We start from the raw sequence: 26,644 nt of genomic DNA on the forward strand, positions 1-26,644 counted from the left end.
AAGAATACAAAAAAGGACAGCTTAGGCTGTCCTTTTTTCTGACGAATATAGTGAAGAAAGCAACAAGATTAGTGTGTTGTTTTCTTAAGGGCTAAATAATCTAGGATTGTGCCAAAGACAAGGCTTACCGCACCAACAATAACACCATATAAAAAGAGTGTTGAAGCCCAAGAACTTAATCTATCAGTATCTATTGATTGAATAAAATTGACAGACTGGAACATTTCTAAAGTTGGTAGTGAATTTGTGATCACAAGAATTAAACTACAAAGAAAGAAAAGAACAGTCAGCATCAAACCATAAATAGCAAAACGGTATTGTTTAATAAACAAAGTTCTTCTAAGGAATTCACCTGTTTTTTGCGTATAAATAAGTGTGTTTTTCGAAATCAACAGCAAGATAAGACCGGGTACAGAAGCAACAATAGAAAAAAGGTAAAATGCTTCCCAACCATGGCTTTCAACATACCAGCCTGCAACTGGGCCAACATAAACACGACCAATTGCAGAGAGAGCCGAGAGTAACGCAAATTGTGTTGCTGAAAAGGAGAGATGACAAAGTGTCATTAAGAGGGCAACAAATGCTGCTGTTCCCATACCGCCACAGATATTTTCAAATGCAACTACTGCACCCATGCTATAAATACTTTGCTCAGAAATAGCTAAATACCAATAACCGATATTTGAACCGCCTTGCAAAATACCAAAAATCATCAGTGCTTTAAATAAACTCCAACGGCGCATTAATAAACCACCTAGTAATGCCCCAACAATCGTGGCGGCAAGCCCAAGTGTTTTATTCACTAATCCTACTTCACCAGCATCAAATCCAGCACCGCGGATCAGAAAAGTAGTACTTAAACTTAGGGCAAAGGCATCACCCATTTTATACAGCACAATAAGCAGTAAAATTAGCCAAGCATTATTACGAGAGAAGAACTCATATAAAGGCTCAATAACAGCTTCATAGAGTGTACGTGGTGGCTTTACGGTGGTTTCTGGCTCTTGGGCAAGTAATGTGGCAATAATACCAATACCCATTAAGGCAGCCATTAACCAGTACATGTTTTGCCAGCCAATATATTTATCCGCTAACCAAAGCGCCATTCCTCCAGAAACAAGCATTGCTATGCGATAGCCTAATACAGAAACTGCAGCACCAGTACCACGCTCATCGGCTTTTAAAATATCGGTTTTATAGGCATCAAAAACAATGTCTTGTGAAGCGGAACAAAAGGCAACAATGACAGCTAAAGAGGCAAGCCACCATAAATGGTCGTTAGGATTTAAAAAGCCCATCCCTGCAATACCAAGTACTAACCCTATTTGAGTGAGCAACATCCATCCTCGGCGTCGACCAAGAAAAGAAGGGGTATAGCGATCCATAAAGGGTGACCAGAGGAATTTAAAAACATAGGCTTGTCCCACCAATGAGAAAAAACCAATGGTTTTTAAATCGATATCTTCTACTGTCATCCAAGCTTGTAATGTACCCGCTGTGAGTGCCAGAGGTAATCCAGAAGTAAAGCCAAGTAATAGAAGAATAAATGATTTATACCAAGTGGTTTGTTTGAAGGTGGGCTGAACCATGCAAAAATTCCTTTCAACGACCTGTTTGAGATAACAGGTCGTTTATTCTAATAAAATTAACGGGCGTTAGATTTGATAAATTGACTGACTGAAGCGTCTTTTGCCATATCGCTAACGAGTTCACTTAAGACATTGTTAATCGCGGCGGCAATTTTCTCATTAGTTGCACCAAATGGACCTTGAACATTGTAGCTAGTACGGAATGTTTTGGTATTAGAACTGCCATTCGGTAAGGTGACGATAACTGAAATATCCGCTTTTGCACTGATATTATGACGAACACTTCCTTCACCCACATCTGCACTGAGTTTATTGATGACAATAATCACATCAGCAGAAGCAGGAGAACCTATCATAAAACCACGCGCTGCCATTTGCTTTTGTAGAACTTCTTGCATTAAAAATGCAATGTCACGAGATGGAACAAGGATATCTAATTTACCGTTACGGTTGATTTCCGCTAGATTTTTTGATGCACGTTTGTCTTGGCTAGAAATATTCAGTGAAATAGGGCGCATCGTTGGATCAGCCGCAGGAACTGACATCGTGGGCTCAATAGATAATTTGTTACTAGGAGTTGCACAACCTGAAAGCAGTGTTAATGCAAAAACAGCACAGAGTAAATTTTTAATCATGAGGTAATCTCGGTTAAATATGTCTGTTGTGTTAACAAGTAGAATAGGCTTCAAACTTTAGCCTATCATACCACTGCTGGTAGGTTGCTAATATCCCCTTAACGAACGAAATTATCTGATTTTATCAATTGATTTTATTTCAAATTACTCTCATTTTTGCTCATGTATTTGACAATATTCGGTCAATGGTTTTACTCAAGATGAAAAATAAGCGATTATCATCAGCAAAATTAAAAAGAATAAGCCCATCATTTTGTATTGATAACGACTAAATCGATATAGTCTGGTTGACTTGTTTTTGGTTTGCCGTGGTATAAAGGCTAGAGTATTAGGGGCAGAGATGATCCGTGATGATATTGAGAATAAGCTGATTTCACGCTTTTCACCGCATTTTTTACAAGTAATAAACGAAAGCCATCGCCATAATGTGCCCGAAGGCTCTGAAAGCCACTTTAAAGTCATTATCGTTTGTGATGATTTTAATGAGAAACGTAGTGTTTCGCGCCATCGTGATGTGTACCAAACATTAGCTCATGAAATGGAAAATGGTGTTCATGCATTAGCATTACACACTTTTACTTTGAGCGAATGGAATGAACAGCAGGATAAAGCATTGCGCTCTCCTGGGTGTCGTGGCGGAAGCCAAGAAGATTAACAACCTTATCGTTAATCGTGAGTAAATAGATCCTAAGATGCGTATTTTTTGTTCTTTATAGAGGGAAAAAGGGGTGAGTTGCTCGATTTTATGAAAAAATTGAGGAATAAAACGGCTCTTTCTCGACTCAACCCCTCTAGATCGTTATAATGTCGCGTCTAATTTTCAGTAAGGTTTCGGGATGCTTCTGATATCAGGGATCCTCGTTTTTTTAAATGTGGCGGCCCCGGTTCTGAAAGGAAAATAAACCTAAACATGTCAATATCATGTTAGTTTCCTTTAAAGTAGACCGAGCACTAAAACTTATTTTGAGGTAACAAGATGCAAGTTTCTGTTGAAACGACTCAAGGCCTAGGGCGTCGTGTCACAATCACCGTACCAGCCGCTGATATCCAAACTGCTGTAGACAGTGAACTGAAAAAAGCTGCTAAAACTGTTCGCATTGATGGTTTCCGTAAAGGTCACGTTCCAATGTCAATGGTTAAACAGCGTTACGGTATGTCAGTGCTGAATGATGTTCTGGGTGATCTGATGCAGCGTAATTTCATTAACGCTATCATCGAAAATAAAGTAAACCCAGTTGGCGCGCCTGACTACAAACCAGAGCAATACAAAGAAGGTGAAGACTTTGTTTACTCTGTAGAATTCGAAGTTTTCCCAGAAATCGAACTGAAAGATCTGGAAAGCATTGAAGTTGTAAAACCTGTTGTTACTGTTAAAGACGAAGACGTTGATAACATGTTAGAAACACTGCGTAAGCAACAAGCAGAGTGGAAAGACAAAGACGGCGAAGTTGCAGCAGAAGATCGCGTAACTGTTGATTTCAACGGTTCTATTGACGGTGAAGAATTTGAAGGCGGAAAAGCTGAAGATTTCGTACTGGCAATGGGTCAAGGTCGTATGATCCCAGGTTTCGAAGAAGGCGTTATCGGTCATAAGGCTGGCGAAGAATTCACAATTGATGTGACTTTCCCAGAAGATTACCACGCTGAAAACCTGAAAGGTAAAAAAGCACAATTCGCTATCAACCTGAAAAAAGTTGAAGAGCGTGAACTGCCAGAATTAACTGAAGAGTTCATCAAGCGTTTTGGTATTGCTGATGGTTCTGTTGATGGTTTACGTGCTGAAGTACGTAAAAACATGGAACGTGAACTGAAAAATGCAATCCGTACTCGTGTTAAATCACAAGTTATCGATGGCTTAGTTAAAGCAAACGAAGTTGACGTACCAGCAGCCGCTGTTGACAGTGAAATCGAAGTTCTGCAGCGTCAAGCAGCTCAACGTTTTGGTGGCGACGAGAAACAAGCACTGCAATTGCCTCGTGAACTGTTCGAAGAACAAGCTAAACGTCGTGTAATCGTTGGATTACTGTTAGGTGAAGTGATCAATAGTAATGAACTGAAAGCAGAAGACGACCGTGTGAATGCACTGATCGACGAAATGGCTTCAGCTTATGAAGATCCATCAGAAGTTGTTGAGTTCTACAACAAGAACGAGCAACTGATGAATAACATCCGTAATCTTGCGTTAGAAGAGCAAGCGGTAGAAAAAATCTTAGCAAATGCTAAAGTAACTGAAAAAGAAACTAACTTCACTGAACTGATGAACGAAGTTCAAATGGGTTAATTCTTAACCGCGAATATCGGTTTTAAGCAAAAACCCGTGGTTTTTACCACGGGTTTTTTTCAGTTTGTATATATTTATCAAATTTTGCCTTGAAATTTGAGCGATTATCTCCAGATAATTCTATATTCTCTTTATCACTCCTCGCGAGGCGCCTTGAATGTCTTGTGAGAGATTAGATCATTAGAAATGGTCATGATCAATTATCTCAAGTAAAATTGTTGTCATTGGCACCAATAAGAATGCAATAGGAGACAGACATGTCATTTAACGACACACAGGAACAATTCGCACCTAATATGGCTCTGGTGCCGATGGTTATAGAGCAAACTTCGCGAGGAGAGCGTTCTTACGACATTTACTCACGTTTATTAAAAGAACGTATTATTTTCCTGACTGGCCAAGTTGAAGATCACATGGCTAATCTTATCGTTGCTCAAATGCTATTTTTAGAAGCAGAAAACCCAGAGAAAGACATCAACCTGTATATCAACTCACCAGGTGGCGTGATTACAGCGGGTATGTCTATTTATGACACCATGCAGTATATCAAAGCAGATGTGAGTACCATTTGTATGGGACAAGCGTGTTCAATGGGCGCTTTCTTATTATCTGCTGGTGCGAAAGGTAAACGTATTTGCTTACCTAACTCTCGTGTGATGATCCACCAACCATTAGGTGGTTTCCAAGGTCAAGCAACAGATATTCAAATTCATGCTCAAGAAATTTTGAAAGTAAAATCTCGTATGAATGAGCTAATGGCTCAACATACAGGTAAATCTATTGAAGAAATAGAAAGAGACACTGAGCGTGATCGTTTCTTATCCGCTAACGAAGCGTTAGAATACGGGTTAGTGGATAAAGTCTATACTCAACGTGGCTAATCATTACACGTTGTAATAGCAATTGAATTAACACGTTTCCTTTGCTATAGAATCGCGCAAAGGAAACGGCTATTAATATCTCTATGTAAAAAGTCTTTCTTCTTCTTATTAATTGAATAAGAAGAATAACTAAGTGAGGTTGACTGATGACAGATAAGCGCAAAGATAGCTCAGGGAAGCTTCTGTATTGCTCTTTCTGCGGTAAAAGCCAGCATGAAGTAAAAAAATTGATCGCTGGTCCGTCGGTTTATATCTGTGATGAATGTGTCGATCTTTGTGTTGATATCATTCGTGAGGAAATAAAAGAACTGGCGCCTCATCATGAACGCAGTGAATTGCCAACGCCACATGAAATCCGTAAGCACCTTGATGACTATGTTATCGGTCAGGAATTGGCTAAAAAAGTTTTGGCTGTTGCCGTTTATAACCACTATAAACGTCTGCGTAATGGCGATAAAGCCAATGGTGTTGAGCTGGGGAAAAGTAATATTTTGCTGATTGGTCCTACTGGTAGCGGTAAAACGTTATTAGCAGAAACATTAGCACGCTACCTTGATGTTCCTTTTACTATGGCAGATGCCACAACGCTGACAGAAGCGGGTTATGTGGGTGAAGATGTTGAAAACATCATTCAAAAACTGCTACAAAAATGCGATTACGATGTGCAAAAAGCACAACGTGGTATTGTTTATATTGATGAAATTGACAAGATCACCCGTAAATCTGAAAACCCATCAATCACTCGTGATGTGTCTGGTGAAGGTGTACAACAAGCATTATTGAAATTAGTTGAAGGCACTGTGGCTTCTGTGCCTCCTCAAGGCGGGCGTAAGCACCCACAACAAGAGTTTTTACAAGTTGATACTTCTAAAATCCTCTTTATTTGTGGTGGTGCATTTGCTGGACTCGATAAAGTTGTCGCACAACGTTTAAATACACATTCAGGTATCGGTTTTGGTGCAGAAGTTAAAAGCCAAAAAGAGAAAGCTAGCGAAGGTGAATTATTAGCTCAAGTTGAGCCAGAGGATCTGATTAAATTTGGTCTTATCCCTGAATTTATTGGTCGTTTACCTGTTGTTGCAACACTCGGCGAATTAAACGAAGAAGCGTTAATCCAAATCTTACAAGAACCTAAGAATGCACTGACTAAGCAATATCAGGCATTATTTAAATTAGAAGGTGTAGATTTAGAATTCCGTAAGGAAGCGCTGACTGCGATTGCGAAAAAAGCCATGGTACGTAAAACGGGTGCGCGTGGTTTACGTTCGATTGTTGAAGCAGCATTACTTGATACGATGTATGACCTTCCTTCATTTGAAAATGCAGAAAAAGTGGTCATTGATGAAGGCGTTATTAATGGAAAATCTGAGCCACTGATTATTTATAGTCAGCTAGAAAATCAAGCGTCTGGTGAATAATACATCGTAATTTGGCAATGTCTCTTGTCTGACATTATCTAGTTTTCTCTCAAAATAAGAGGGAAATTTAAGATAAGGCGCGCCAACGCAATAAAAATGAGGGAATTTTCCCTCATTTTGTTTTTTTAATGGGTAAGGCTATTGAATGTCAGAAAAGTGCCCTTATATATTTTGACAATCCGTGGAATTAATTTTATTTGGTGACATGCGAATAAAATTACCTGTAAAAGCGTTAAGCTAAAAACGAAGAGAGAGCTCTATGAATCCTGAGCGTCCAGAACGTATTGAAATACCTGTATTGCCATTACGTGATGTCGTTGTATATCCGCATATGGTGATCCCGTTGTTCGTTGGTCGTGAAAAATCTATTCATTGCTTAGAAGCTGCGATGAACGACAACAAACAAATTATGCTGGTTGCGCAGAAAGATGCATCTACTGACGAACCAGGTGTTAATGATCTTTTTTCTGTTGGTACAGTTGCGTCTGTATTACAGATGCTAAAACTGCCTGATGGAACAGTGAAAGTACTTGTTGAAGGTATTCGTCGTGCCAAAATTACGACGTTATCTGACAATGGTGAATACTTTCAGGCGAAAGCAGAATACCTTGAAACGCCAGCCGTTGATGAGCGCGAACAGGAAGTCTTAAATCGTACAACGATTAATCAGTTTGAAGGTTATATCAAGCTGAATAAAAAAATTCCGCCAGAGGTATTGACCTCATTACATGCTATCGAAGAATCAGCGAAATTAGCAGACACTATTGCTTCTCATATGCCGCTGAAATTAAAAGATAAGCAAGCTGTACTTGAAATGTCTGATGTCACCGAACGCCTTGAATATTTAATGGCAATGATGGAATCAGAAATCGATCTGCTACAAGTTGAAAAACGCATTCGTAACCGCGTTAAAAAGCAGATGGAAAAGAGTCAGCGTGAGTATTATCTCAATGAACAAATGAAAGCTATTCAAAAAGAATTAGGTGAGATGGATGATGCACCTGATGAAATGGAATCGCTGAAACGTAAAATCGACGCTGCTAAAATGCCAAAAGAGGCAAAAGAAAAGACAGAAGCGGAACTTCAGAAATTAAAAATGATGTCGCCAATGTCAGCAGAAGCCACGGTTGTGCGTAGCTATATTGATTGGATGGTTCAAGTTCCTTGGAATAGCCGTAGCAAAGTTAAAAAAGACTTAGTGAAAGCACAAGAAGTTCTTGATACTGACCATTACGGTTTAGAACGTGTTAAAGAGCGTATCCTTGAATATCTCGCGGTACAGTCTCGTGTTAGCAAAATTAAAGGGCCAATCCTGTGTTTAGTTGGACCTCCAGGTGTGGGTAAAACCTCGCTGGGTCAATCTATTGCTAAAGCAACTGGCCGTAAATATGTTCGTATGGCGTTAGGTGGTGTGCGTGATGAAGCTGAAATCCGTGGTCACCGTCGTACTTACATCGGTTCTATGCCAGGCAAATTAATTCAGAAAATGGCGAAAGTTGGCGTTAAAAACCCTCTTTTCCTGTTAGATGAAATTGATAAAATGTCATCAGACATGCGAGGCGATCCGGCTTCTGCACTGTTAGAGGTGTTAGATCCAGAACAAAACATCGCATTTAACGACCATTATCTGGAAGTTGATTACGATCTGTCTGATGTGATGTTCGTGGCGACATCTAACTCCATGAATATACCGGCACCGTTGTTAGATCGTATGGAAGTTATTCGTTTATCAGGTTATACCGAAGACGAAAAACTGAATATTGCTAAACAACATTTGTTACCAAAACAGATTGAACGTAATGCGTTAAAACCAAGTGAGCTGACAATCCATGACAGCGCAATTATGGGCATTATTCGTTATTACACGCGTGAAGCGGGTGTACGTAGTTTAGAGCGTGAAATTTCTAAATTATGCCGTAAAGCAGTAAAACAACTGCTAATGGATAGCACAATCAAACATATTGAGATTAACGAAGATAATCTCAAAGACTACTTAGGTGTTCGTAAAGTTGATTACGGTCGTGCTGACACAGAAAACCGAGTAGGGATGGTAACAGGACTTGCATGGACAGAAGTTGGTGGTGATCTACTGACTATTGAAACAGCAAGTGTACCAGGTAAGGGCAAGCTGACATTCACCGGCTCTTTAGGTGAAGTCATGCAAGAGTCTATTCAAGCGGCAATGACGGTAGTTCGTGCTCGTGCTGATAAACTTGGTATTAATAGCGATTTCTATGAAAAACGTGATATGCACGTACACGTTCCTGAAGGCGCAACACCAAAAGATGGTCCAAGTGCAGGTATCGCAATGTGCACTGCATTGGTATCAAGCCTAACAGGTAATCCTGTGCGTTCTGATGTTGCAATGACGGGCGAAATTACGTTACGCGGACATGTCTTGCCAATTGGCGGACTGAAAGAAAAGTTACTTGCTGCACATCGTGGTGGAATTAAGACAGTTCTTATCCCTGATGAAAATAAACGTGATTTAGAAGAAATTCCTGAAAATATTGTTGCTGACTTGGATATTCACCCGGTGAAAACAATTGAGGAAGTTTTATCGCTAGCCCTGCAAAACTCGCCGTTTGGCATGGAAGTTGTGACTGATAAATCACACTAAAGAGTGATATTAGTCATAAATAATAGCTAAAAAAAAGGCTGGATAAGTAATAAAAGCTTGCCAGCCTTTTTTTGTGTCGCTAATTTAATGGGGATTTTAATTAAAAATGCTGTTTTATCGGTCTTGCTATATCTAAAAAGGCTTGATATAACGACGTTTGCAAAATTTGCCATTAATGGTGAAAAATAACGCATAAAATTATGGGGATGAAAGCGTGAATAAAACTCAACTGATCGACAAAATTGCTGCAAATGCAGATATCTCAAAAGCGGCAGCAGGTCGTGTTGTAGATGCTCTGGTTGCTTCTATCACTGAATCTTTACAAAAAGGTGATGATGTAGCATTAGTAGGTTTCGGTACTTTCACTGTACGTGATCGTGCAGCTCGTACAGGCCGTAACCCACAAACAGGTAAAGAAATTCAAATTGAAGCTGCAAAAGTTCCTGCATTCCGTGCAGGTAAAGGCTTAAAAGACGCAGTTAATCAATAATAGTTGAACTTATTTTCTGCCAATTTGTTATTAGCTTAACGTTATGGGTAAACAGAAAACGACTCAATTAAAAAATGAAGCGCATCTTTTTGAGATGCGCTTTTCTTTTTTAGGTTATAAATCACGATTAAACCTTGTATTCTCTGGCGATAAGACGTGAAACTGAAGTAGTCATTTGATAGAATGGCGCGTTGTTCTATAACTGAAATAGACAACAATGAATGATTCAGTGGTGAGTTAAATGGTTATCGTAATCAATGAATCAAATAATGCTGTTTAGTTTTTTTTAGTTATAGAAAGTGCGTGTTAAGACTGCGCATTAATACGGGACTGGCTGTTTTTAATGATTGTCGCGTGTCGTGACATTTTGATATTAAGCCAGCATGGGCATATTATCTTTTCGCTGTGCTCAAAATAGTCGTGTAACACCCATAAAAAATAATTTTTATTTCACCAAACGGAGCCTCGTCTCGTTATGATGGACAACATTCGTTCCACTGCTAATAATCCATTTATAAAGATATTATTAGCTGTGATCATCCTCTCCTTCGTCCTAACTGGTGTGGGCGGATATCTCTTTAGTTCAGGCGTTAATGATGCTGCTGAAGTTAACGGATATAAAATTAGCCGTTCTCAATTAGAGCAAACTTATCAGCAACGTCGTGCTCAATTACAACAAGATATGGGTGAAAATTTTGCTGCTCTTGCTTCATCAGAAGAAGGTCAGAAACTTATTCGCCAACAAGCGCTTGATTTACTGATCAACCAAGCATTACTTGATCAATTTGCACAAAATCTGGGTATTTCAGCCGGTGATCAGCAAATTAGAGATGCTATTTTTGCACTTCCTTACTTTCAAACTGACGGCAAATTTGACAATAAAAAATATGTCGATTTATTGAAAGGCAATAATATTGATGCAGATGCTTTTGCAGAAGGTATTCGTCAAAACCTTATTAATCAGCAATTAAAATTTTCTATCCAAGGTACGGATTTTGCCTTAGATAGCGAAGTTAAAGAATTTGCGGGATTAATGCTACAAAGCCGTAATGTACGTTTAGCATCATTAGACATTCAGCCATTCCTTGAAAAACAAACGGCATCTGATGAAGAAGTGAAAGCGTTCTATGAGCAAAATAACCAAATGTTCATCGCGCCAGAGCAATTTAAAATTAGCTATATCCAATTAAATGCTCAAAAAGATTTTAATAAGATCAACATTACTGATGAAGAAGCAAAGGCTTACTACGATAGTAATATTGATGAGTTCACGGCAGCAGGACAGAAACAGTACAGCATCTTAGTCTTAGCTGATGAAGCAGCAGCTAAAGCGGCAGAAGACGAGCTGAAAAAAGGTGCTGATTTTGTTTCGTTAGTGAAAGAAAAATCTATTGATAGTTTCTCTAAGAAACAAAATGGTTCTTTAGGTTGGATAACTATTGGACAAGAGTTACCAGAGCTGGCTAATGCAAGTTTGACAGAAAAAGGTCAAATCTCTGAACCTGTTAAAATCAGCAATGGCTACGCAATTTTCCGCCTTGATGATGTCAAACAATCTGTTGTAAAACCATTTGATGAAGTGAAAACAGATTTACTGGCAAAAATGCGTGAAAATAAAGCAATTGATGATTTCTTCGCATTACAACAAAAAGTGAGCCAAGCTGCATCTAATGACAACGACACACTAGTTCCTGCTGCAAATGCGGGCAACGTGACCGTGGTTAATACTGATTGGTTTGATGAAAATACGGTTCCTGCACCATTAAATAATGAAAAACTCACCCAGTTAATTTTTGGTGGTTCATTAGTGGATGAAAATGGCCCAACAGGCATGAATTCAGACATGGTGACGTTAGGTAATGACAGTGCATTTATCGTGCGTGTAGAAGGTTACAAGCCTTCAGCAACCCAACCATTAGACAAAGTACGTGATCAAGTTGTTATGCTGGTTAAACAGCAAAAAGCATCACAAGCAATGAATGCAGAAGCCCAAAAACTTTTAGCCGCATTAAAAGAAGGTAAAGGCGAAGAAGCACTGAAAGCTGCTAACATTTCGTTTGGCAGTGAAGAAAGCATTGTTCACTCATCTGCAACAGATGTAGTACAAACCGCGATTTTCTCTATGCCAAAGCCAGCTGAAGGCAAAAAAGAGTATGGCATGACTAATGTACCAGGTACTAAAGTTGTCCTTATTCAATTAGATAGCGTAACAGACGGCAAACCAACATCTGAACAGCTAGAGTTTATGACTAATCTCTATCGTGCTCAGATGGGCGAAGAAGCGTTACAACTTATGTTACGTGACCTAAAAGATAACGCTAAAATTGAAATTTTTGATAAAGATTATCAATAATCGAATTTGAGTTATTACATTGAAAACCCAGCATAAAGCTGGGTTTTTTTATGGCTGCTATTCTTGATAATTGAAGCAAATGCTTCGCTTTTCTAAAAATTCATATTTGAGAGCAAGCCCGACAATTTTTTGTAATGCTTCTTTTATTCATTTTTATTTTTCCTGCTTTCTCGCAGTTCTCTTTTTATACAATTGATGATTTATCAGTATATTGGCATTCTTTTTCTGCATTCAGAAATCTCTGTTTGCTATTGAATTTAAAATTATTGAATAAAAGGAAATTATGATTATGAAAATGGATAAAAAAATGTTGTCAGGTTTTATGGCTTCTATCTGTCTTGCTTTAGGATTAGGGCTTTCTCCTTTCTCTTATGCAGAAGAAACACCAGCTTCAACACCAACAGTTTCTATTGAAACTCACTCATCTGTTGCTCGTGATGCTAAAGAAAACAAAGCCAGTGCAGAAGGTAAAGTTAATTTAAATACAGCAACAGTAGATGAACTAATGGGATTAAAAGGGATCGGAAAAGCGAAAGCGCAAGCCATTATTGATTACCGCGAACAGCTAGGGCGTTTTACCTCTATTGATGAACTTGAAAAAGTTTTTGGAATTGGTATGAAGTTAGTTGATCAAAATCGTGATTTTATCGTTATTAATTAAGGTATTCATTCTTATACGATGTTGAGTATAAGTGATAGCAGAAACGTGAATATTGATTGAAAATCTCCGTGTTTCTCTTTGATTTTTATTTTGATAAGAGAAACACGTTTTCTTAGCGTTTTCTTTGTTAAAAGAAAACGAGATAAACCTATATCAGAAATTACTAAATTTATTTTCTTGGCTATATTTATGGTATCGCAAAAAAACTTTATAAAAACTTTATAAAAAGTTTATTAGAATAATCAAGAGGTAATAAATTGATATGAGTACGTTAATTAAAGTTTATGGCTTTCATTTAGATGTTTTTGAACATGTGAATAATGCGCGTTACCTTGAGTTTTTAGAACAGGCTCGATGGGATTGGATTGAGCAACATTTAGATTTTGATTGGTTTAAGCGCAATGGCTTGGCATTAGTGGTTGCTAATATCAATATCAATTATCGCTTACCTGCAAGTTTAGGTGATGAGCTACTTATTGATTGTGATGTTGCTGAAGTGGGAATTAAAAGTGGCGTACTTTCTCAAAAGATTGTGAGAAAAAAAGACGGTGCGCTTATCTCTGATGCATTAATTACTTTTGTTCTTGTTGATATCAATACCAAAAAAGCACTGACATTAACAGAACAGTTAAGAGAGAAGCTTGAATATGTACGTCAATCATCCTAATACACAAAGAGAGTATTAGAGAGCTCTCATTAAATGCTTTCAGGCTAATCTAAGATGATTTAATGCAGTGATAGTGCTGGTGAATTATCACTGCATAAGTGAATAGAATGCCAGGTAGCAGTGATAATTAATAAGGTAATTCCAATGATTATTTAAGACCCACTTTCTGTTTCATTGTCTGCATAATTGGTGTTTTATCGGCTAAGTAGGTGTTTAATCCGCGTTGTCTTAAATGACAAGCAGCACATTCACCACAGCCATCCCCCTGAATACCGTTATAGCAAGTTAAAGTTTCATGACGAACGAAATCTAACTTTTTATAGTAATCAGCAAGAGCCCACGTTTCGGCTTTATCTAGCCACATTAATGGCGTGATAAATTGAATATCACGAGCAATACCTAAGCTGACAGCATGATTCAGAGCTTTTACAAATTCATCACGACAATCAGGGTAACCAGAGAAATCTGTCTCACAAACACCAGTGATGACACTCTCTGCACCAATTTGATAAGCGTAAATTGCAGCCAAAGTGAGGAAAAGGATATTTCTACCTGGTACGAAGGTACTAGGAATATCACTTTCTTCACTTTCTTTGAAATCAGGAACAGGAATATTATCTCGAGTTAAGCTACTGATGGCGAGTTCGTTGAGTAAACTTACATCTAAAACTTTATGAGCGGTTGCACCTAGTAATTGACTAACTTTTTGTGCTACCTCAATTTCTTCTTTATGGCGTTGCCCATAATTAAATGTAATGCAATGTACTTCATCGTACTTTTCCAACGCTTGAATAAGGCAGGTTGTCGAATCTTGTCCACCACTAAAGACAACGACCGTTTTTTTCATCAGAATACTCCTGAATATTGAATTTCTATAAGGATTAGTACGCATAAAAGTACATATATTATGGCAATTTATTACCTATTTATCATTAGATGATTACTCTTATAGTAAGGGGCAGGTTATCATTATTTTTTGTAGGGGCATATTTTGAAGGAGTATCTATGTTAGATAAGATTGACCGTAAACTATTAGCGCTGTTACAGGAAGATTCAAGCCTCTCACTGAATACTTTGGCTGAGGCTGTTAACCTAACCTCAACACCTTGCTGGAAACGATTGAAAAGACTAGAGGATGAAGGGTATATTCGTAAGCGCGTTGCGCTGCTTGATAGTGAAAAAATCGGGCTAGGTCTAACAGTTATTGTTATGATTAGAACACAGCAACATAATAGCGAATGGTACGAACAGTTTGTCTCATTTGTTAAGCAAATGCCAGAAGTACTGACATTCTATCGAATGGCGGGTGAGTGTGATTATCTAATGCATGTTGAAGTAGTAGACATGAAAAGTTACGACCTATTTTATAAGCGTATGGTTAATGGCGTACCAGGTCTTATTGATGTGACTTCTAACTTCGCAATGGAAAAAATTAAATACACAACGGCAATGCCGATACCTGAATAAGGTTCATCTTTACCAACTGGCACTTTTATTTTTTGTATAACCTTAGGATTTAAGGCGTGGCTCTATTTTCACAGCTCAGTTGGTATTTTCTCAGTGAATGGCGTCGTTATGTAGGTGCCATTTTCTTATTGATGGTTATCGCAGTATTACAGGTGATCCCTCCAAAGATTGTTGGGATCATTGTGGATGGTGTCGATAACCATAGTCTGACGTTTAGCCAAGTGATCAACTGGATTGGCGTGATGGTATTAATTGCCCTCGCGGTTTATCTTTTGCGTTATTTTTGGCGTCTTTGGTTATTTGGTGCATCTTATCAATTAGCAGTAAAACTGCGGATGCAAATTTATCAACAACTTAATCAACAATCTTCTTCATTTTATCATCGTTATCGTACAGGTGATTTAATTGCACGTACCACCAATGATGTTGATAAAGTGGTTTTTGCTGCGGGCGAAGGTGTACTGACCTTAGTGGATTCTATGGTTATGGGGCTTGCTGTGCTTGTCATGATGAGTATTCAGTTAAGTTGGGAACTGACGCTGATTTCATTATTACCTATGCCAATCATGGCAATTTTGATTAAGCGATATGGCGATAAATTACATAGTCGCTTTAAAACCGCACAGGCACTTTTCTCTTCACTTAATAATCAAGCACAAGAAAGCTTGAGTAGTATTCGTATGATCAAATCATTCGGACTAGAGCAACAGCATGCCTCCCGTTTTGATGATGTGGCAAAAGAAACTGGACGACAAAATATGCGCGTTGCAAGAATTGATGCGCTATTTGATCCTACTATTTTTATGGCTATTGGTTTTGCTAATTTACTCGCTGTTGCTGGTGGTAGCTATTTTGTTATTAATGGCAGAATGACATTGGGTGAATTAACCAGCTTTGTGATGTATTTGGGGCAAATGATCTGGCCAATGCTGGCTTTAGCATGGATGTTCAATATTGTTGAGCGTGGCAGTGCTGCTTATAGTCGAATTAATAGTTTATTGGATGAAAAACTCGATATGGTTGATGGTGAATTATCACCAAAGCAAGGTAGAGGAGTATTATCCGTTAATATCAAACGTTTCCAATATCCCGAACAAACGACACAAACACTGAAAAATATTCAGTTCACATTATCACCCGGTGAAATGCTAGGTATTTGTGGTGTGACAGGAAGTGGTAAAAGTACATTACTTAGTGCCATTCAACGACTTTACGATGTTACTGAAGGTGAAATTTGTTTTCAATCAGTTCCTATTTATCAATTGAAACTTGATGAATGGCGAGCACGATTGGCTGTTGTTAATCAAACACCCTTCTTATTTTCAGACACCATCGCGGGAAATATTGCCTTAGGTCGTCCTGATGCGACAAAAGAAGAAATAGAGTCTGTTGCGAAATTGGCAAATATTCACGAGGATATTTTACGCTTACCTGAAGGGTATCAAACACAGGTAGGTGAAAAAGGTGTGATGTTATCTGGTGGACAAAAACAGCGTATTTCTATTGCCCGAGCACTATTATTGGATGCCGAAATTTTATTATTAGATGACGCATTATCTGCTGTTGATGGACAAACTGAATATCAAATTCTGCAAAACTTGTCACAATGGCGAAAAGATAGAACATTAATTATCAGCGCTCATCGCTTATCTGCATTGGTTGGTGCTACGAATATCTTAGTCTTAAAACAAGGTGAGATTATAGAGCAAGGTACACATCAGCAATTAATTTCAATACCAGGTTGGTATCAAGATATGTACCATTATCAGCAATTAGAGGCCGCGCTGGATGACGATGAATAAAAATAAATCCGTTAAAGCGCTATTGCCTGCATTAAAGCGTCTTTTGACTTATGGTAAAACCTATCGCAAACCCATGACATGGGGCGTCATTATGTTGTGGGTAGCCGCCGTTGCAGAAGTGGGGGGGCCATTAATTGTTGGCTATTTTATTGATGCAAAAGTTGCCACGAATAATGTGGAATTAATGTCATCATTAGGCCTAGCATTGGCTTTTATTCTTTTGCAGGTGATCGCCGCTACACTTCACTATTATCAGGCCATTGTGTTTAATCATGCCGCTGTTGGGGTTGTACAACAATTACGTACTGATGTAATGAGTGCGGCTCTAAAACAGCCATTAAGTGCTTTTGATAATCAGCCTGTGGGGCAGTTAATTTCTCGTGTAACAAATGATACAGAGACGATTAAAGATTTGTTCGTGAACGTTTTACCGACATTATTCCGAGCAATTGCTTTAGTGGTTGTAATGCTGATAGCTATGTTTTTATTAGAATGGCAAATGGCGCTTGTTGCAATGATGATATTTCCTGCGGTGATAGGTGTGATGATGTTTTATCAGCGATTGAGCACACCGATTGTACGTAATGTACGTCATTTTCTTGCCAATATTAATGATGGTTTCCACGAAGTTATCAATGGCATGTCAGTTATTCAGCAATTTAGGCAACAAGCTCGATTTGGTGAAAGAATGTCAGATGACAGTTGGCAACATTACCAAGCACGTATGAAAGCGTTAAAACTGGATGGTCTGTTATTACGTCCTTTATTAAGTATGCTCTCTGCGTTGGTTCTGTGTGGTTTATTAATGTTGTTTGGGTATCAGGGCAGTGCAGTTATTGGTGTTGGAGTTATTTATGCGTTTATTAGTTATTTAGGGCGATTAAATGAACCCTTGATCACATTGACATCTCAGCAATCGATTTTGCAACAGGCGGTAGTCTCTGGTGAGCGTGTTTTTGAACTGATGGATGCGCCTTTACAGCACTACGGTTCATCATCACATTCCATCACTCAAGGTAATATCGATGTTAACTCTCTTTGGTTTGCGTATCGTGATGAGCAATGGGTATTAAAAGATATCAATTTAACTATTCCTGCTCGTCATTTTGTCGCATTCGTTGGGCATACAGGGAGTGGCAAAAGCACTCTAGCAAGTTTATTAATGGGAAATTACCCTTGGCAAAAAGGAAATATCCATTTAGATGGGCAACCTTTAGAGGACTATTCTCATACTGCATTACGCAGTGGTATTGCAATGGTGCAGCAAGATCCCGTTTTATTATCAGGTTCACTGCATGACAACATTACGTTAGGGCGTGAATGTGATGAGTCACATTTATGGCAGGTATTAGAAACAGTTCAACTTGATCAATGGGCTAAAGCCTTACCTGAAGGACTACAAACAGAACTCGGTGAGCAAGGTAGCCGCTTATCCGCTGGACAAAAACAATTACTTGCATTGGCGCGTGTATTATTAATACCTCCTCGTATTCTTATTTTGGACGAGGCAACAGCAAATATTGACTCAGGAACAGAACAAGCCATACAGAAGGCGCTAAAAGTAGTTAGGGAAAAAACAACACTGATTGTTATTGCTCATCGACTTTCCACTATTATTGAAGCCAATGAGATTGTGGTGCTTCATCGTGGTGCAATTGTTGAACAGGGTGATCATGCTAAGTTACTTTCACAAAAAGGGCGATACTATAATATGTATCAATTACAGCAAGTCAGAGAGTCTTTACAAGAACAGGAACCTGTTGAAGTAGAATAATAACCTTAAATAAAAAATATAATTTTAGAGGGCACATCATCTTTATGTATGTGTCCTTTTTTATTTCCTCATTATCTCGCTTTTATCAAAATAGCAGCCGTATTTTTGCACCAACTCGGTGAGTTTTTTCATTTTAACTATTTCAATAATTTAATTTCTATTTAAATATCAATTAATTAAATAATGGCATGCCTTTTGCTTTTCTATATGAGCTTTGTTCTTTCAAATATCGACGAGGTTTATATGAAATATATCATCGCCATTATTAAGCCATTTAAATTAGAAGAGGTAAGAGAGTCGCTTTCTGATCTGGGTATCAAGGGAATGACAATCAGTGAAGTCAAAGGTTATGGACGACAAAAAGGGCATGCAGAGCTTTATAGAGGAGCTGAGTACGAAGTTAATTTTCTCCCCAAAGTAAAAATAGAACTCGCTATTTGCGATGAGCAACTTGAGTCAGTTATGCAAGTGATTATGCAAGCGACTGATACAGGGAAGGTAGGAGATGGAAAAATTTTTGTTTTGGAATTATTGCAGGCGGTCCGTATTCGTACTGGCGAGTCTGGTGATGAAGCTCTTTAAAGGAGATATTCGATGAAACGCTTACTTTCTTTGTTATTAATGTTAGTGCTTACACACTTTTCATCATCCGCATTTGCGACTGAAACAGTAATTGTTGATAAAGCTGATAACGGTTTTATGTTGATATGTACTGCTTTGGTCTTTTTTATGACTATACCTGGTATTGCTCTGTTCTATGGCGGGTTATTAAGAGGGAAAAACGTACTTTCTTTGATCACGCAAGTGATGATGATCTTCAGTGTTGTTGTTATTCTTTGGGTTATATTTGGCTACAGTCTGGCATTTACCGCAGGTAATAAAATTTGGGGTGGGTGGTCACTTACTTTTTTGAATAACGTATCACTAGATTCACTCTCTGGTTCAATTAATCAGTATGTACATATTGCTTTTCAAGGATCTTTTGCTGTTATCACTGTTGCATTGATTGTTGGTGCATTAGGCGAGCGAGTCCGTTTTTCCGCACTGCTTATTTTCACGGTTATTTGGTTTACGTTTTCTTATATCCCTATTGCGCATATGGTATGGGGAGAAGGTGGTTGGTTAATCGATGATGGTGCATTAGATTTTGCAGGGGGAACTGTCGTGCATATTAATGCGGCTATTGCGGCTCTTGTTGGTGCTTACTTACTTGGTAAGCGACGTGATAGCCAGCATACAGCGCTTAAACCTCATAATTTACCAATGGTCTTTACAGGTACAGCGGTACTCTATATTGGTTGGTTTGGTTTTAATGCAGGTTCTGCTGGTAGTGCAAATGCGATTGCGGCTTTAGCATTTCTAAATACAGTAATTGCAACCGCAGGCGCTGTACTTTCTTGGACGGCATCAGAATGGATCACCAGAGGAAAGCCTTCCATGCTAGGCAGTTGTTCAGGTTGTATTGCTGGATTAGTGGCGATTACACCTGCTGCTGGCACGGTCGGAGTGATGGGGGCTTTATTTATCGGTGTAATGGGGGGCATTATCGGGCTTTGGGGCGTTGTTGTTTTAAAGCGCTGGTTAAAAGCGGATGATGTTTGTGATGTTTTCGGTATCCACGGTACTTGTGGTATCGCAGGTTGCCTATTAACCGGGGTATTTACGGCTTCATTCTTAGGTGGAGTAGGATATAGCGATGGTATGACACTCAGTAAACAAGTTTTAATTCAATTAATGAGTGTTGTGATCACCGTGATTTGGTCTGGTGTTGTCGCTTATACAAGTTTTAAAATCGCAGATAAGTTGGTGGGTTTACGTGTTTCAGAAGAGGAAGAGCATGATGGATTAGATTTAACAACGCATGGTGAAAGAGCTTATCAACAATAATTGTCTATTCCCCCTCGTTTGAGGGGGGAATATGCCAAGATATTATTTTGAATGTTTAGTACGTTTTTGGCGAATAACCCCTTCTTGAACAGAAGACGCGACTAGTTGACCATTTGTATTAAAGAATTTACCTCTCACAAATCCTCTACCGCCTGATGCTGAAGGGCTTTCAATCACATAAAGTAACCAATCATCTACACGGAATGGGCGATGAAACCACATAGAATGGTCAATCGTAGCGACCTGTAGACTTGTATCCATAAAGCCTAAGCCATAAGGTTGGAGAGCGGTTGGTAAAAAATCAAAATCAGAAACATAACCAAGCAAGTATTGATGCAAGAAAGGATCTGATGGCATTTCACCACGACTACGATACCAAACATAGCGTTCAGCAGGTGCTTTAGAGTAGCCAAAAGGGCTAAAATATTGCACTGGACGCGCTTCAAAAGGTGTTTCTCGTAGTGCTAAAGATTTAATCGGCTCGGGTAATTTAGGTGCTAATTTCTTTAAAATCTCATGTTGTGAGATAAGTTCATTTGGAAAAGGAACATCAGGCATTATATCTTGATGTTCAAAACCCTCTTCAAATTCTTGAAAAGAAACGGTCATATAAAAAATAGGTTTGCCATGCTGAATAGCGCTGACTCTACGAGTACTAAATGAACCGCCATCACGGATAAATTCCACATCATAAACAATAGGCTTATGGCTATCACCAGGACGTAAAAAGTAGCTATGAAATGAGTTGATATAGCGGTTATCAGCAATAGTCTGTTTTGCAGCGTATAGTGCTTGTCCTACAACTTGCCCACCAAAAACTTGAGGTAATCCTAGATCTTCGCTTTGACCTCTAAATAGACCTTCTTCTATTTTTTCAAGTGCCATCAAATTGATGAGATCTTTCAATGCTTGACTCATAGTGTACCTGTATCATTAGATCTGGTTATTTTTTATAAAGTTGATTATATACAATCCTAAGAAGATAAAAAATAATCTCCCTTTTTATCTTAGATAGCAATCTAATGATAAATAAACAGAGTTGATGAGATTATGTTTACCCACTTATTGAATACTCTCTGATGAATTTATGAGAGGCAAAAAGAGCGTTAAAGGCAATTGAATAATCAGCGAGTGTAGATTTGGGTAATTAATCATCACTTAGGTTCACTTTCCTTGCTATTTGGATCAGTTTAAAACATAATGCGTGACGTCTTAGCAATAAGACAATCTATGGGGTCTTGTTGGTTCTCCCGCAACGCTAACTTGTTAACTCGGTCAGGTCCGGAAGGAAGCAGCCATGGCAGGTGTCGCGTGTGCCGGGATGTCGCTGGCAAGGCCCCACCCAATTTTTAGCCTTTCATAATATCTAATCTTTCATAATTATTATCTTCTAAGATTGTTATTTTTCCTTATATTCTTACTCTCTATACGTGTTTTTTGAGCGCTGTTTTCTTTGGGTTTAAGAGTCAATATTATTGAATAGAAAATAGTATGCTTAATGTATCAATTTATTATTGGAAAATTTACGGTCGTATTTATAAATGAAAGGAATATTTGAGTAAAGCAGTGCAGTCATGCCGTAATAAGTCAACGGCATGATGGTGTGTAATCATTCTACTGATAAGAAAACGTGAATAAAACGATATCTAAATTAAGAACTAATAACCCTACTACTATAAAAAATAAAAATAGCAAAAATAAAACTAAGGCAATTAAATAGAATTAGATTATCTTACAAATTTCCAAACAGACGCTGGAATTTTATCATATAGCTTATTCATTGTGAGTTCTGCTAAACGGTGGTCTGCTGCTGAATAAAACAGCTCCAGTTCATCATCAGAGAGTTCATATTTGTTTTTTTCAATCACACGTTCTAATGTTTCGATTGAAGTACATTTTCTTAAACGCATTAGATAGTCTGTCTTAGTCATGTTGTCTTTTCTCTATTATTAAAATAAAACTACAGATAATTAAAATTACTTAATATAACTTTTTGGGTTTTTGGCAATGAGAGCTAAAAGTGACTGGTTTAACTCTTTCCAATTATTGATATCTGAGTAAGAAATTGATGTATTACCAAATAAACGATAAGTCTCTTCAAGGTACTCTTCTATAAGCGTATTAATTACATGTTTATCTGGGTGCTTAATCTTAAATTTCCAACTAAAGTCCATAATGTGTTCAATTAGAACATTAAGGTCAACGCTTTTTGTGCTACTCAGATCGTTGTGCCAAACTGTGCTTCCTTTATCTAATGAGCCTAAAGCTTGCTGTAATAGCTCTTCGCACAAAAACGACAATTCGGCTAAATCTACTTTTTCTGGTGAATATTCGTCCATAACATATCGTAATTGAATTAATAGAAAATATTCATTAATAATGATCAATGCTTAAAGTTGAACTTATTAACGGGATACATCACATAATTCATTAATGGATTAATAAAAAACATAAACTTGAAAATGAGTGTTTATATTTACTCGTATGCTAAAAGAGTTTAATAATTATATTTATTATTTCTAACAAAGTAATAGCATATCGAAAGACAACACTAAACTGCACACGAATGAGTTTAAAACTTATACAATAAGTATTTCTTTGCTTAATATAGCACTATTATTGCATAAGTCACTATCTGAACAACAGAATTTTGTCTATTTTCGTAAAAATCAAGAAACCCCGATTAAAGAGTATTTCTCTTAACTTTGTGATTTTATTTGTTTTTATTATATTTTAAATGTTTAAGCGTGTAAATGAGGCATAATTATCGTTGTTATTTATAAATAACAGAACTGCTTAATTTTGACAAAAAGTCATATATAAGAAAAAAAATAAAATAAATTTATTGATTAAAGAGATATTTCCTAAAAATAATATAATGAGATAAGTTTTCATTTAAAACAATACATCAATAGATAAAGAAAAAGGTCGCTTTCGCGACCTTTTTGGCATTACCATTCAAATTAGTGTGAATGATTTGGATGCTCTAAATCTTCATTTTTCTTCGCAAATCGTCTACGGATCACGACGAAGAAAATAGGAACAAAGTAGATAGCAAGGGAGGTTGCGGCAATCATACCACCGAATACACCTGTACCTACGGAGTTCTGAGCACCAGAACCTGCACCGTTACTTAATACTAGAGGAATAACCCCTAACATAAAGGCAAGTGAAGTCATTAGAATTGGACGTAGACGCATTCTAACAGAGTCTAACGTTGCTTCTATGAGTCCTTTACCTTCTTTCTCCATCAAGTCCTTGGCGAATTCAACAATCAAGATTGCGTTTTTCGCCGATAACCCAATGGTTGTTAAGAGCCCAACCTTAAAGTAAACGTCGTTTTCAAGGCCTCTTATTGATGTTAATGCAAGAGCACCAATAACCCCCAGTGGAACGACTAACATAACGGAGAATGGTACTGACCAGCTCTCATAAAGAGCAGCAAGACAAAGGAATACAACTATCAAGGAAATGGTATACAGCGCAGGCGCTTGGTTACCAGATAAACGTTCTTGATATGACATTCCTGTCCATTCATAACCGATACCGCTTGGTAGTTTACTTGCGAGATCTTCCATCATAAGCATTGCATCACCACTACTTTGGCCTGGTGTTGCACTACCTTGAATTTGAACTGCTGGTAAACCGTTATAACGCTCTAAACGAGGAGAGCCGTATAACCAAGGATCTTTACTTGTATCAATGAACGATGAGAATGGAACCATCTGACCGACATTGTTACGAACATAAAGATTACCGATATCTTGTGGCAACATACGGTATTGTGATTCAGCTTGAACGTAAACTTTCTTAACACGACCACGGTCGATAAAGTCGTTTACATAGCTACCACCAAACATCGTACCTAATGTTGAATAGATATCGCTAATCGCAACACCTTGAGCTTGTGCTTTTTCTAGGTCGATATATAGACGATATTGTGAAGTATCTTCCTGACCATTAGGACGCACGCCCATTAACATTTGAGGCTGTTGCGCTGCCATTCCTAGTAATTGATTTCGAGCTTCCATGAGTTTTTCGTGACCGAGGTTAGCTTTATCCACTAACTCGAATTCGAAACCACCCGCAGAGCCTAACTCAACAATCGCTGGAATGTTAAATGAGTAAACAAAGGCTTCCTTAATTTGGGATAATGCCATATTGGCACGTGCAACAATCGCCGGAACTTTGTCTTCATCTGATTTACGTTCATCCCAATCATTCAATACTACGAAAACCAGTCCCATATTTTGTCCTTGACCACCGAAGCCGAAGCCACTTACGGTAAAGACCGATTTAACGAGTTCTTTCTCATCAGTATTGAAGTAGTCGTTTACTCTTTCTAGTACGTCTTGTGTTTGTTCTTGTGTTGAACCAGCAGGCAACTGAACCATTGTCAGTAATACACCTTGGTCTTCTTCAGGTAAGAACGATGCTGGTAAGCGAATAAACATTAACGCCATACCTGCGACTAATAAAACGTAAATTAGTAAGTAACGACCTGTACCACGAAGAGTACGGGATACGCTGTCAGTGTAGTGGTGGCTACTCTTTTCAAAGGTACGGTTAAACCAACCAAAGAAACCTGTTTGCACACCGTGACTGCCTTTCGGTACAGGTTTTAACATCGTTGCACAAAGTGCTGGTGTTAAAATCAACGCAACGAAAACAGACAGAACCATTGCTGATACGATGGTGATAGAGAACTGGCGATAGATTGCACCTGTTGAACCACCAAAGAATGCCATTGGAATAAATACCGCAGAAAGTACTAGGGCGATACCGACCAACGCACTTTGGATTTGTCCCATGGATTTACGTGTTGCTTCTTTAGGCGATAAGCCTTCTTCTTGCATAACACGTTCAACGTTTTCTACCACAACGATGGCATCATCCACCAGAAGCCCGATGGCAAGTACCATCGCGAACATCGTTAAGGTATTTATCGAGTAACCAAACGCCGAAAGTATGGCGAAGGTTCCTAACAATACAACTGGTACTGCAATTGTTGGGATTAACGTAGCACGGAAGTTCTGTAAGAACAGATACATTACTACGAATACCAGCATAATTGCTTCAATCAGCGTTTTTACCACTTCGAAAATAGAGATCTTAACGAATGGCGTTGTATCGTAAGGATAAACAACTTCTAATCCCGCAGGGAAGAATGGCTCCATTTCAGCCAATGCTGCACGTACCGCGGTTGCTGTATCTAATGCGTTAGCGCCTGTTGCTAATTTAATACCGATACCAGAAGCGGGTAGGCCATTAAAGCGAGCAATAGTGCTGTAGCTTTCAGCACCCATTTCAACTATACCAAGATCTTTTAGCTTAACCTGTGAACCGTCGGTGTTAACCTTCATCAGGATATCGCCAAATTGCTCTGCGGTATTGAGTCGAGTTTGAGCAATAATAGATACATTTAAACGCTGGCCAGGAACGGGAGGTGTACCCCCTAATTGACCTGCGGCCACTTGGTTATTCTGTGCTTTAATCGCACCGATAACATCAAGTGTGGTCATGTTGTATTTCACCAGTTTATCTGGGTCTAACCAAATACGCATCGCGTATTGAGTACCAAATAACTGGGTTTCACCCACGCCGGTTACACGGCTTAATGGGTCTTTAATCGTTGCACCCACATAGTCTGCGATATCATCTTGTGACATTGAGCCGTCACTTGAGATGAAACCCGCAACCATCAAGAATGAACTTGAGGATTTATCAACACTAATCCCTTGTTGTTGCACTTCCTGAGGTAATAACGGCATGGCAAGTTGCAGTTTATTCTGCACCTGTACTTGCGCGATATCAGGATCAGTACCTGCTTCAAAGGTCAGAGTGATATTCATCATACCGGCTGAGTCACTGGTCGCAGACATATACACCATGTTATCGATACCATTCATATTCTGTTCGATAACTTGGGTAACAGTATTCTGCACAGTGGTGGCGTCAGCACCAGGATAAACCGCAGAGATAGAAATCGCTGGCGGTGCAATCGTTGGATACTGGGCAACAGGCAGTTTGATGAGTGCCAGAAGACCTGCGAGCATGGTAATTATCGCAATTACCCACGCAAATATCGGTCTATCTATAAAAAACTTAGGCATGGATCA

Annotated in this window: 21 protein-coding genes and 1 other RNA gene; 15 read left to right on the top strand and 7 right to left on the bottom strand. The window is 38.5% G+C overall.

Going from position 1 to position 26,644, the window contains the following annotated elements; genetic code table 11:
- Nucleotides 1–68 precede the first annotated feature (68 nt).
- Nucleotides 69–1,589 carry a muropeptide MFS transporter AmpG gene (gene ampG / locus F1325_RS03455; protein WP_160229997.1) on the bottom strand — a complete coding sequence of 507 codons (1,521 nt, stop codon included), beginning with the start codon at nt 1,587–1,589 and terminating at the stop codon, nt 69–71.
- 56 nt (nt 1,590–1,645) lie between these two features.
- Nucleotides 1,646–2,224, bottom strand: a complete 579-nt coding sequence (locus F1325_RS03460; protein WP_109371702.1) for a YajG family lipoprotein — start codon at nt 2,222–2,224, stop codon at nt 1,646–1,648.
- Between the two features lie 340 nt (nt 2,225–2,564).
- On the opposite strand from F1325_RS03460, the gene bolA reads away from it, so the two are divergent.
- From bolA to F1325_RS03505, 9 genes are all read left to right on the top strand, one after another.
- Nucleotides 2,565–2,879 carry a transcriptional regulator BolA gene (gene bolA, locus F1325_RS03465; RefSeq protein ID WP_109371700.1) on the top strand — a complete coding sequence of 105 codons (315 nt, stop codon included), beginning with the start codon at nt 2,565–2,567 and terminating at the stop codon, nt 2,877–2,879.
- A 321-nt stretch (nt 2,880–3,200) separates the two neighbouring features.
- Nucleotides 3,201–4,505, top strand: a complete 1,305-nt coding sequence (tig, locus tag F1325_RS03470; RefSeq protein WP_023580863.1) for a trigger factor — start codon at nt 3,201–3,203, stop codon at nt 4,503–4,505.
- 257 nt (nt 4,506–4,762) lie between these two features.
- Nucleotides 4,763–5,386, top strand: a complete 624-nt coding sequence (gene clpP / locus F1325_RS03475) for an ATP-dependent Clp endopeptidase proteolytic subunit ClpP (protein ID WP_160229998.1) — start codon at nt 4,763–4,765, stop codon at nt 5,384–5,386.
- Nucleotides 5,387–5,532: 146 nt separating this feature from the next.
- Nucleotides 5,533–6,804: an ATP-dependent protease ATP-binding subunit ClpX gene (gene clpX, locus F1325_RS03480; protein ID WP_023580862.1), complete on the top strand. Its 1,272-nt coding sequence runs from the start codon at nt 5,533–5,535 to the stop codon at nt 6,802–6,804.
- 259 nt (nt 6,805–7,063) lie between these two features.
- Nucleotides 7,064–9,424 carry an endopeptidase La gene (gene lon / locus F1325_RS03485; RefSeq protein ID WP_109371696.1) on the top strand — a complete coding sequence of 787 codons (2,361 nt, stop codon included), beginning with the start codon at nt 7,064–7,066 and terminating at the stop codon, nt 9,422–9,424.
- Between the two features lie 214 nt (nt 9,425–9,638).
- Nucleotides 9,639–9,914, top strand: a complete 276-nt coding sequence (gene hupB, locus F1325_RS03490; protein WP_036911695.1) for a nucleoid-associated protein HU-beta — start codon at nt 9,639–9,641, stop codon at nt 9,912–9,914.
- Between the two features lie 475 nt (nt 9,915–10,389).
- Nucleotides 10,390–12,267: a peptidylprolyl isomerase gene (ppiD, locus tag F1325_RS03495; RefSeq protein WP_109371694.1), complete on the top strand. Its 1,878-nt coding sequence runs from the start codon at nt 10,390–10,392 to the stop codon at nt 12,265–12,267.
- Nucleotides 12,268–12,556: 289 nt separating this feature from the next.
- A complete protein-coding gene (locus F1325_RS03500) occupies nt 12,557–12,928 on the top strand; it encodes a ComEA family DNA-binding protein (protein ID WP_232805415.1) in 372 nt (123 codons plus the stop codon).
- A gap of 262 nt (nt 12,929–13,190) precedes the next feature.
- Nucleotides 13,191–13,595, top strand: a complete 405-nt coding sequence (locus F1325_RS03505; RefSeq protein ID WP_099074223.1) for an acyl-CoA thioesterase — start codon at nt 13,191–13,193, stop codon at nt 13,593–13,595.
- Nucleotides 13,596–13,743: 148 nt separating this feature from the next.
- Here the strand turns inward: F1325_RS03505 and queC are convergent, their stop codons facing one another.
- Nucleotides 13,744–14,442 (bottom strand): 7-cyano-7-deazaguanine synthase QueC, encoded by a 699-nt coding sequence (queC, locus tag F1325_RS03510; RefSeq protein WP_109371692.1) that lies wholly within the window; start codon nt 14,440–14,442, stop codon nt 13,744–13,746.
- Between the two features lie 158 nt (nt 14,443–14,600).
- Here queC and F1325_RS03515 point away from each other — a divergent pair, with 158 nt between their 5' ends.
- The 5 genes from F1325_RS03515 (at nt 14,601) to amtB (ending at nt 20,525) form a co-directional block, all read left to right on the top strand.
- Nucleotides 14,601–15,062 (top strand): Lrp/AsnC family transcriptional regulator, encoded by a 462-nt coding sequence (locus F1325_RS03515; protein ID WP_036911686.1) that lies wholly within the window; start codon nt 14,601–14,603, stop codon nt 15,060–15,062.
- 56 nt (nt 15,063–15,118) lie between these two features.
- The gene (locus F1325_RS03520) at nt 15,119–16,864 is read left to right on the top strand and encodes a SmdA family multidrug ABC transporter permease/ATP-binding protein (RefSeq protein ID WP_109371690.1); all 1,746 of its coding nucleotides are present in this window, start codon (nt 15,119–15,121) and stop codon (nt 16,862–16,864) included.
- On the top strand, nt 16,851–18,638 hold the full coding sequence (locus tag F1325_RS03525) for a SmdB family multidrug efflux ABC transporter permease/ATP-binding protein (protein WP_160229999.1): 1,788 nt from the start codon (nt 16,851–16,853) through the stop codon (nt 18,636–18,638). Before F1325_RS03520 ends, F1325_RS03525 begins: the two co-directional genes overlap by 14 nt.
- Nucleotides 18,639–18,881: 243 nt before the next feature.
- Nucleotides 18,882–19,220 carry a P-II family nitrogen regulator gene (gene glnK / locus F1325_RS03530; RefSeq protein WP_109371686.1) on the top strand — a complete coding sequence of 113 codons (339 nt, stop codon included), beginning with the start codon at nt 18,882–18,884 and terminating at the stop codon, nt 19,218–19,220.
- Between the two features lie 12 nt (nt 19,221–19,232).
- The gene (amtB, locus tag F1325_RS03535) at nt 19,233–20,525 is read left to right on the top strand and encodes an ammonium transporter AmtB (RefSeq protein ID WP_109371684.1); all 1,293 of its coding nucleotides are present in this window, start codon (nt 19,233–19,235) and stop codon (nt 20,523–20,525) included.
- A gap of 42 nt (nt 20,526–20,567) precedes the next feature.
- Here amtB and tesB read toward each other — a convergent pair whose 3' ends face one another.
- Nucleotides 20,568–21,443 (bottom strand): acyl-CoA thioesterase II, encoded by an 876-nt coding sequence (gene tesB, locus F1325_RS03540; protein ID WP_100159258.1) that lies wholly within the window; start codon nt 21,441–21,443, stop codon nt 20,568–20,570.
- Between the two features lie 321 nt (nt 21,444–21,764).
- Between tesB and ffs the strand changes: the two genes are divergently transcribed.
- Nucleotides 21,765–21,861, top strand: an RNA gene (gene ffs, locus F1325_RS03545) — signal recognition particle sRNA small type.
- Between the two features lie 391 nt (nt 21,862–22,252).
- Here the strand turns inward: ffs and F1325_RS03550 are convergent.
- The 3 genes from F1325_RS03550 to F1325_RS03560 all read right to left on the bottom strand — a co-directional run bounded on the left by F1325_RS03550 (nt 22,253) and on the right by F1325_RS03560 (nt 26,638).
- A complete protein-coding gene (locus tag F1325_RS03550; RefSeq protein ID WP_006535062.1) occupies nt 22,253–22,456 on the bottom strand; it encodes an HHA domain-containing protein in 204 nt (67 codons plus the stop codon).
- A gap of 45 nt (nt 22,457–22,501) precedes the next feature.
- A complete protein-coding gene (gene tomB, locus F1325_RS03555) occupies nt 22,502–22,864 on the bottom strand; it encodes an Hha toxicity modulator TomB (RefSeq protein ID WP_109371682.1) in 363 nt (120 codons plus the stop codon).
- A 624-nt stretch (nt 22,865–23,488) separates the two neighbouring features.
- Nucleotides 23,489–26,638: an efflux RND transporter permease subunit gene (locus F1325_RS03560; protein ID WP_109371680.1), complete on the bottom strand. Its 3,150-nt coding sequence runs from the start codon at nt 26,636–26,638 to the stop codon at nt 23,489–23,491.
- Nucleotides 26,639–26,644 lie beyond the last annotated feature (6 nt).

This window comes from Proteus columbae (assembly GCF_009914335.1).
In the GTDB taxonomy this organism is placed as follows: domain Bacteria; phylum Pseudomonadota; class Gammaproteobacteria; order Enterobacterales; family Enterobacteriaceae; genus Proteus.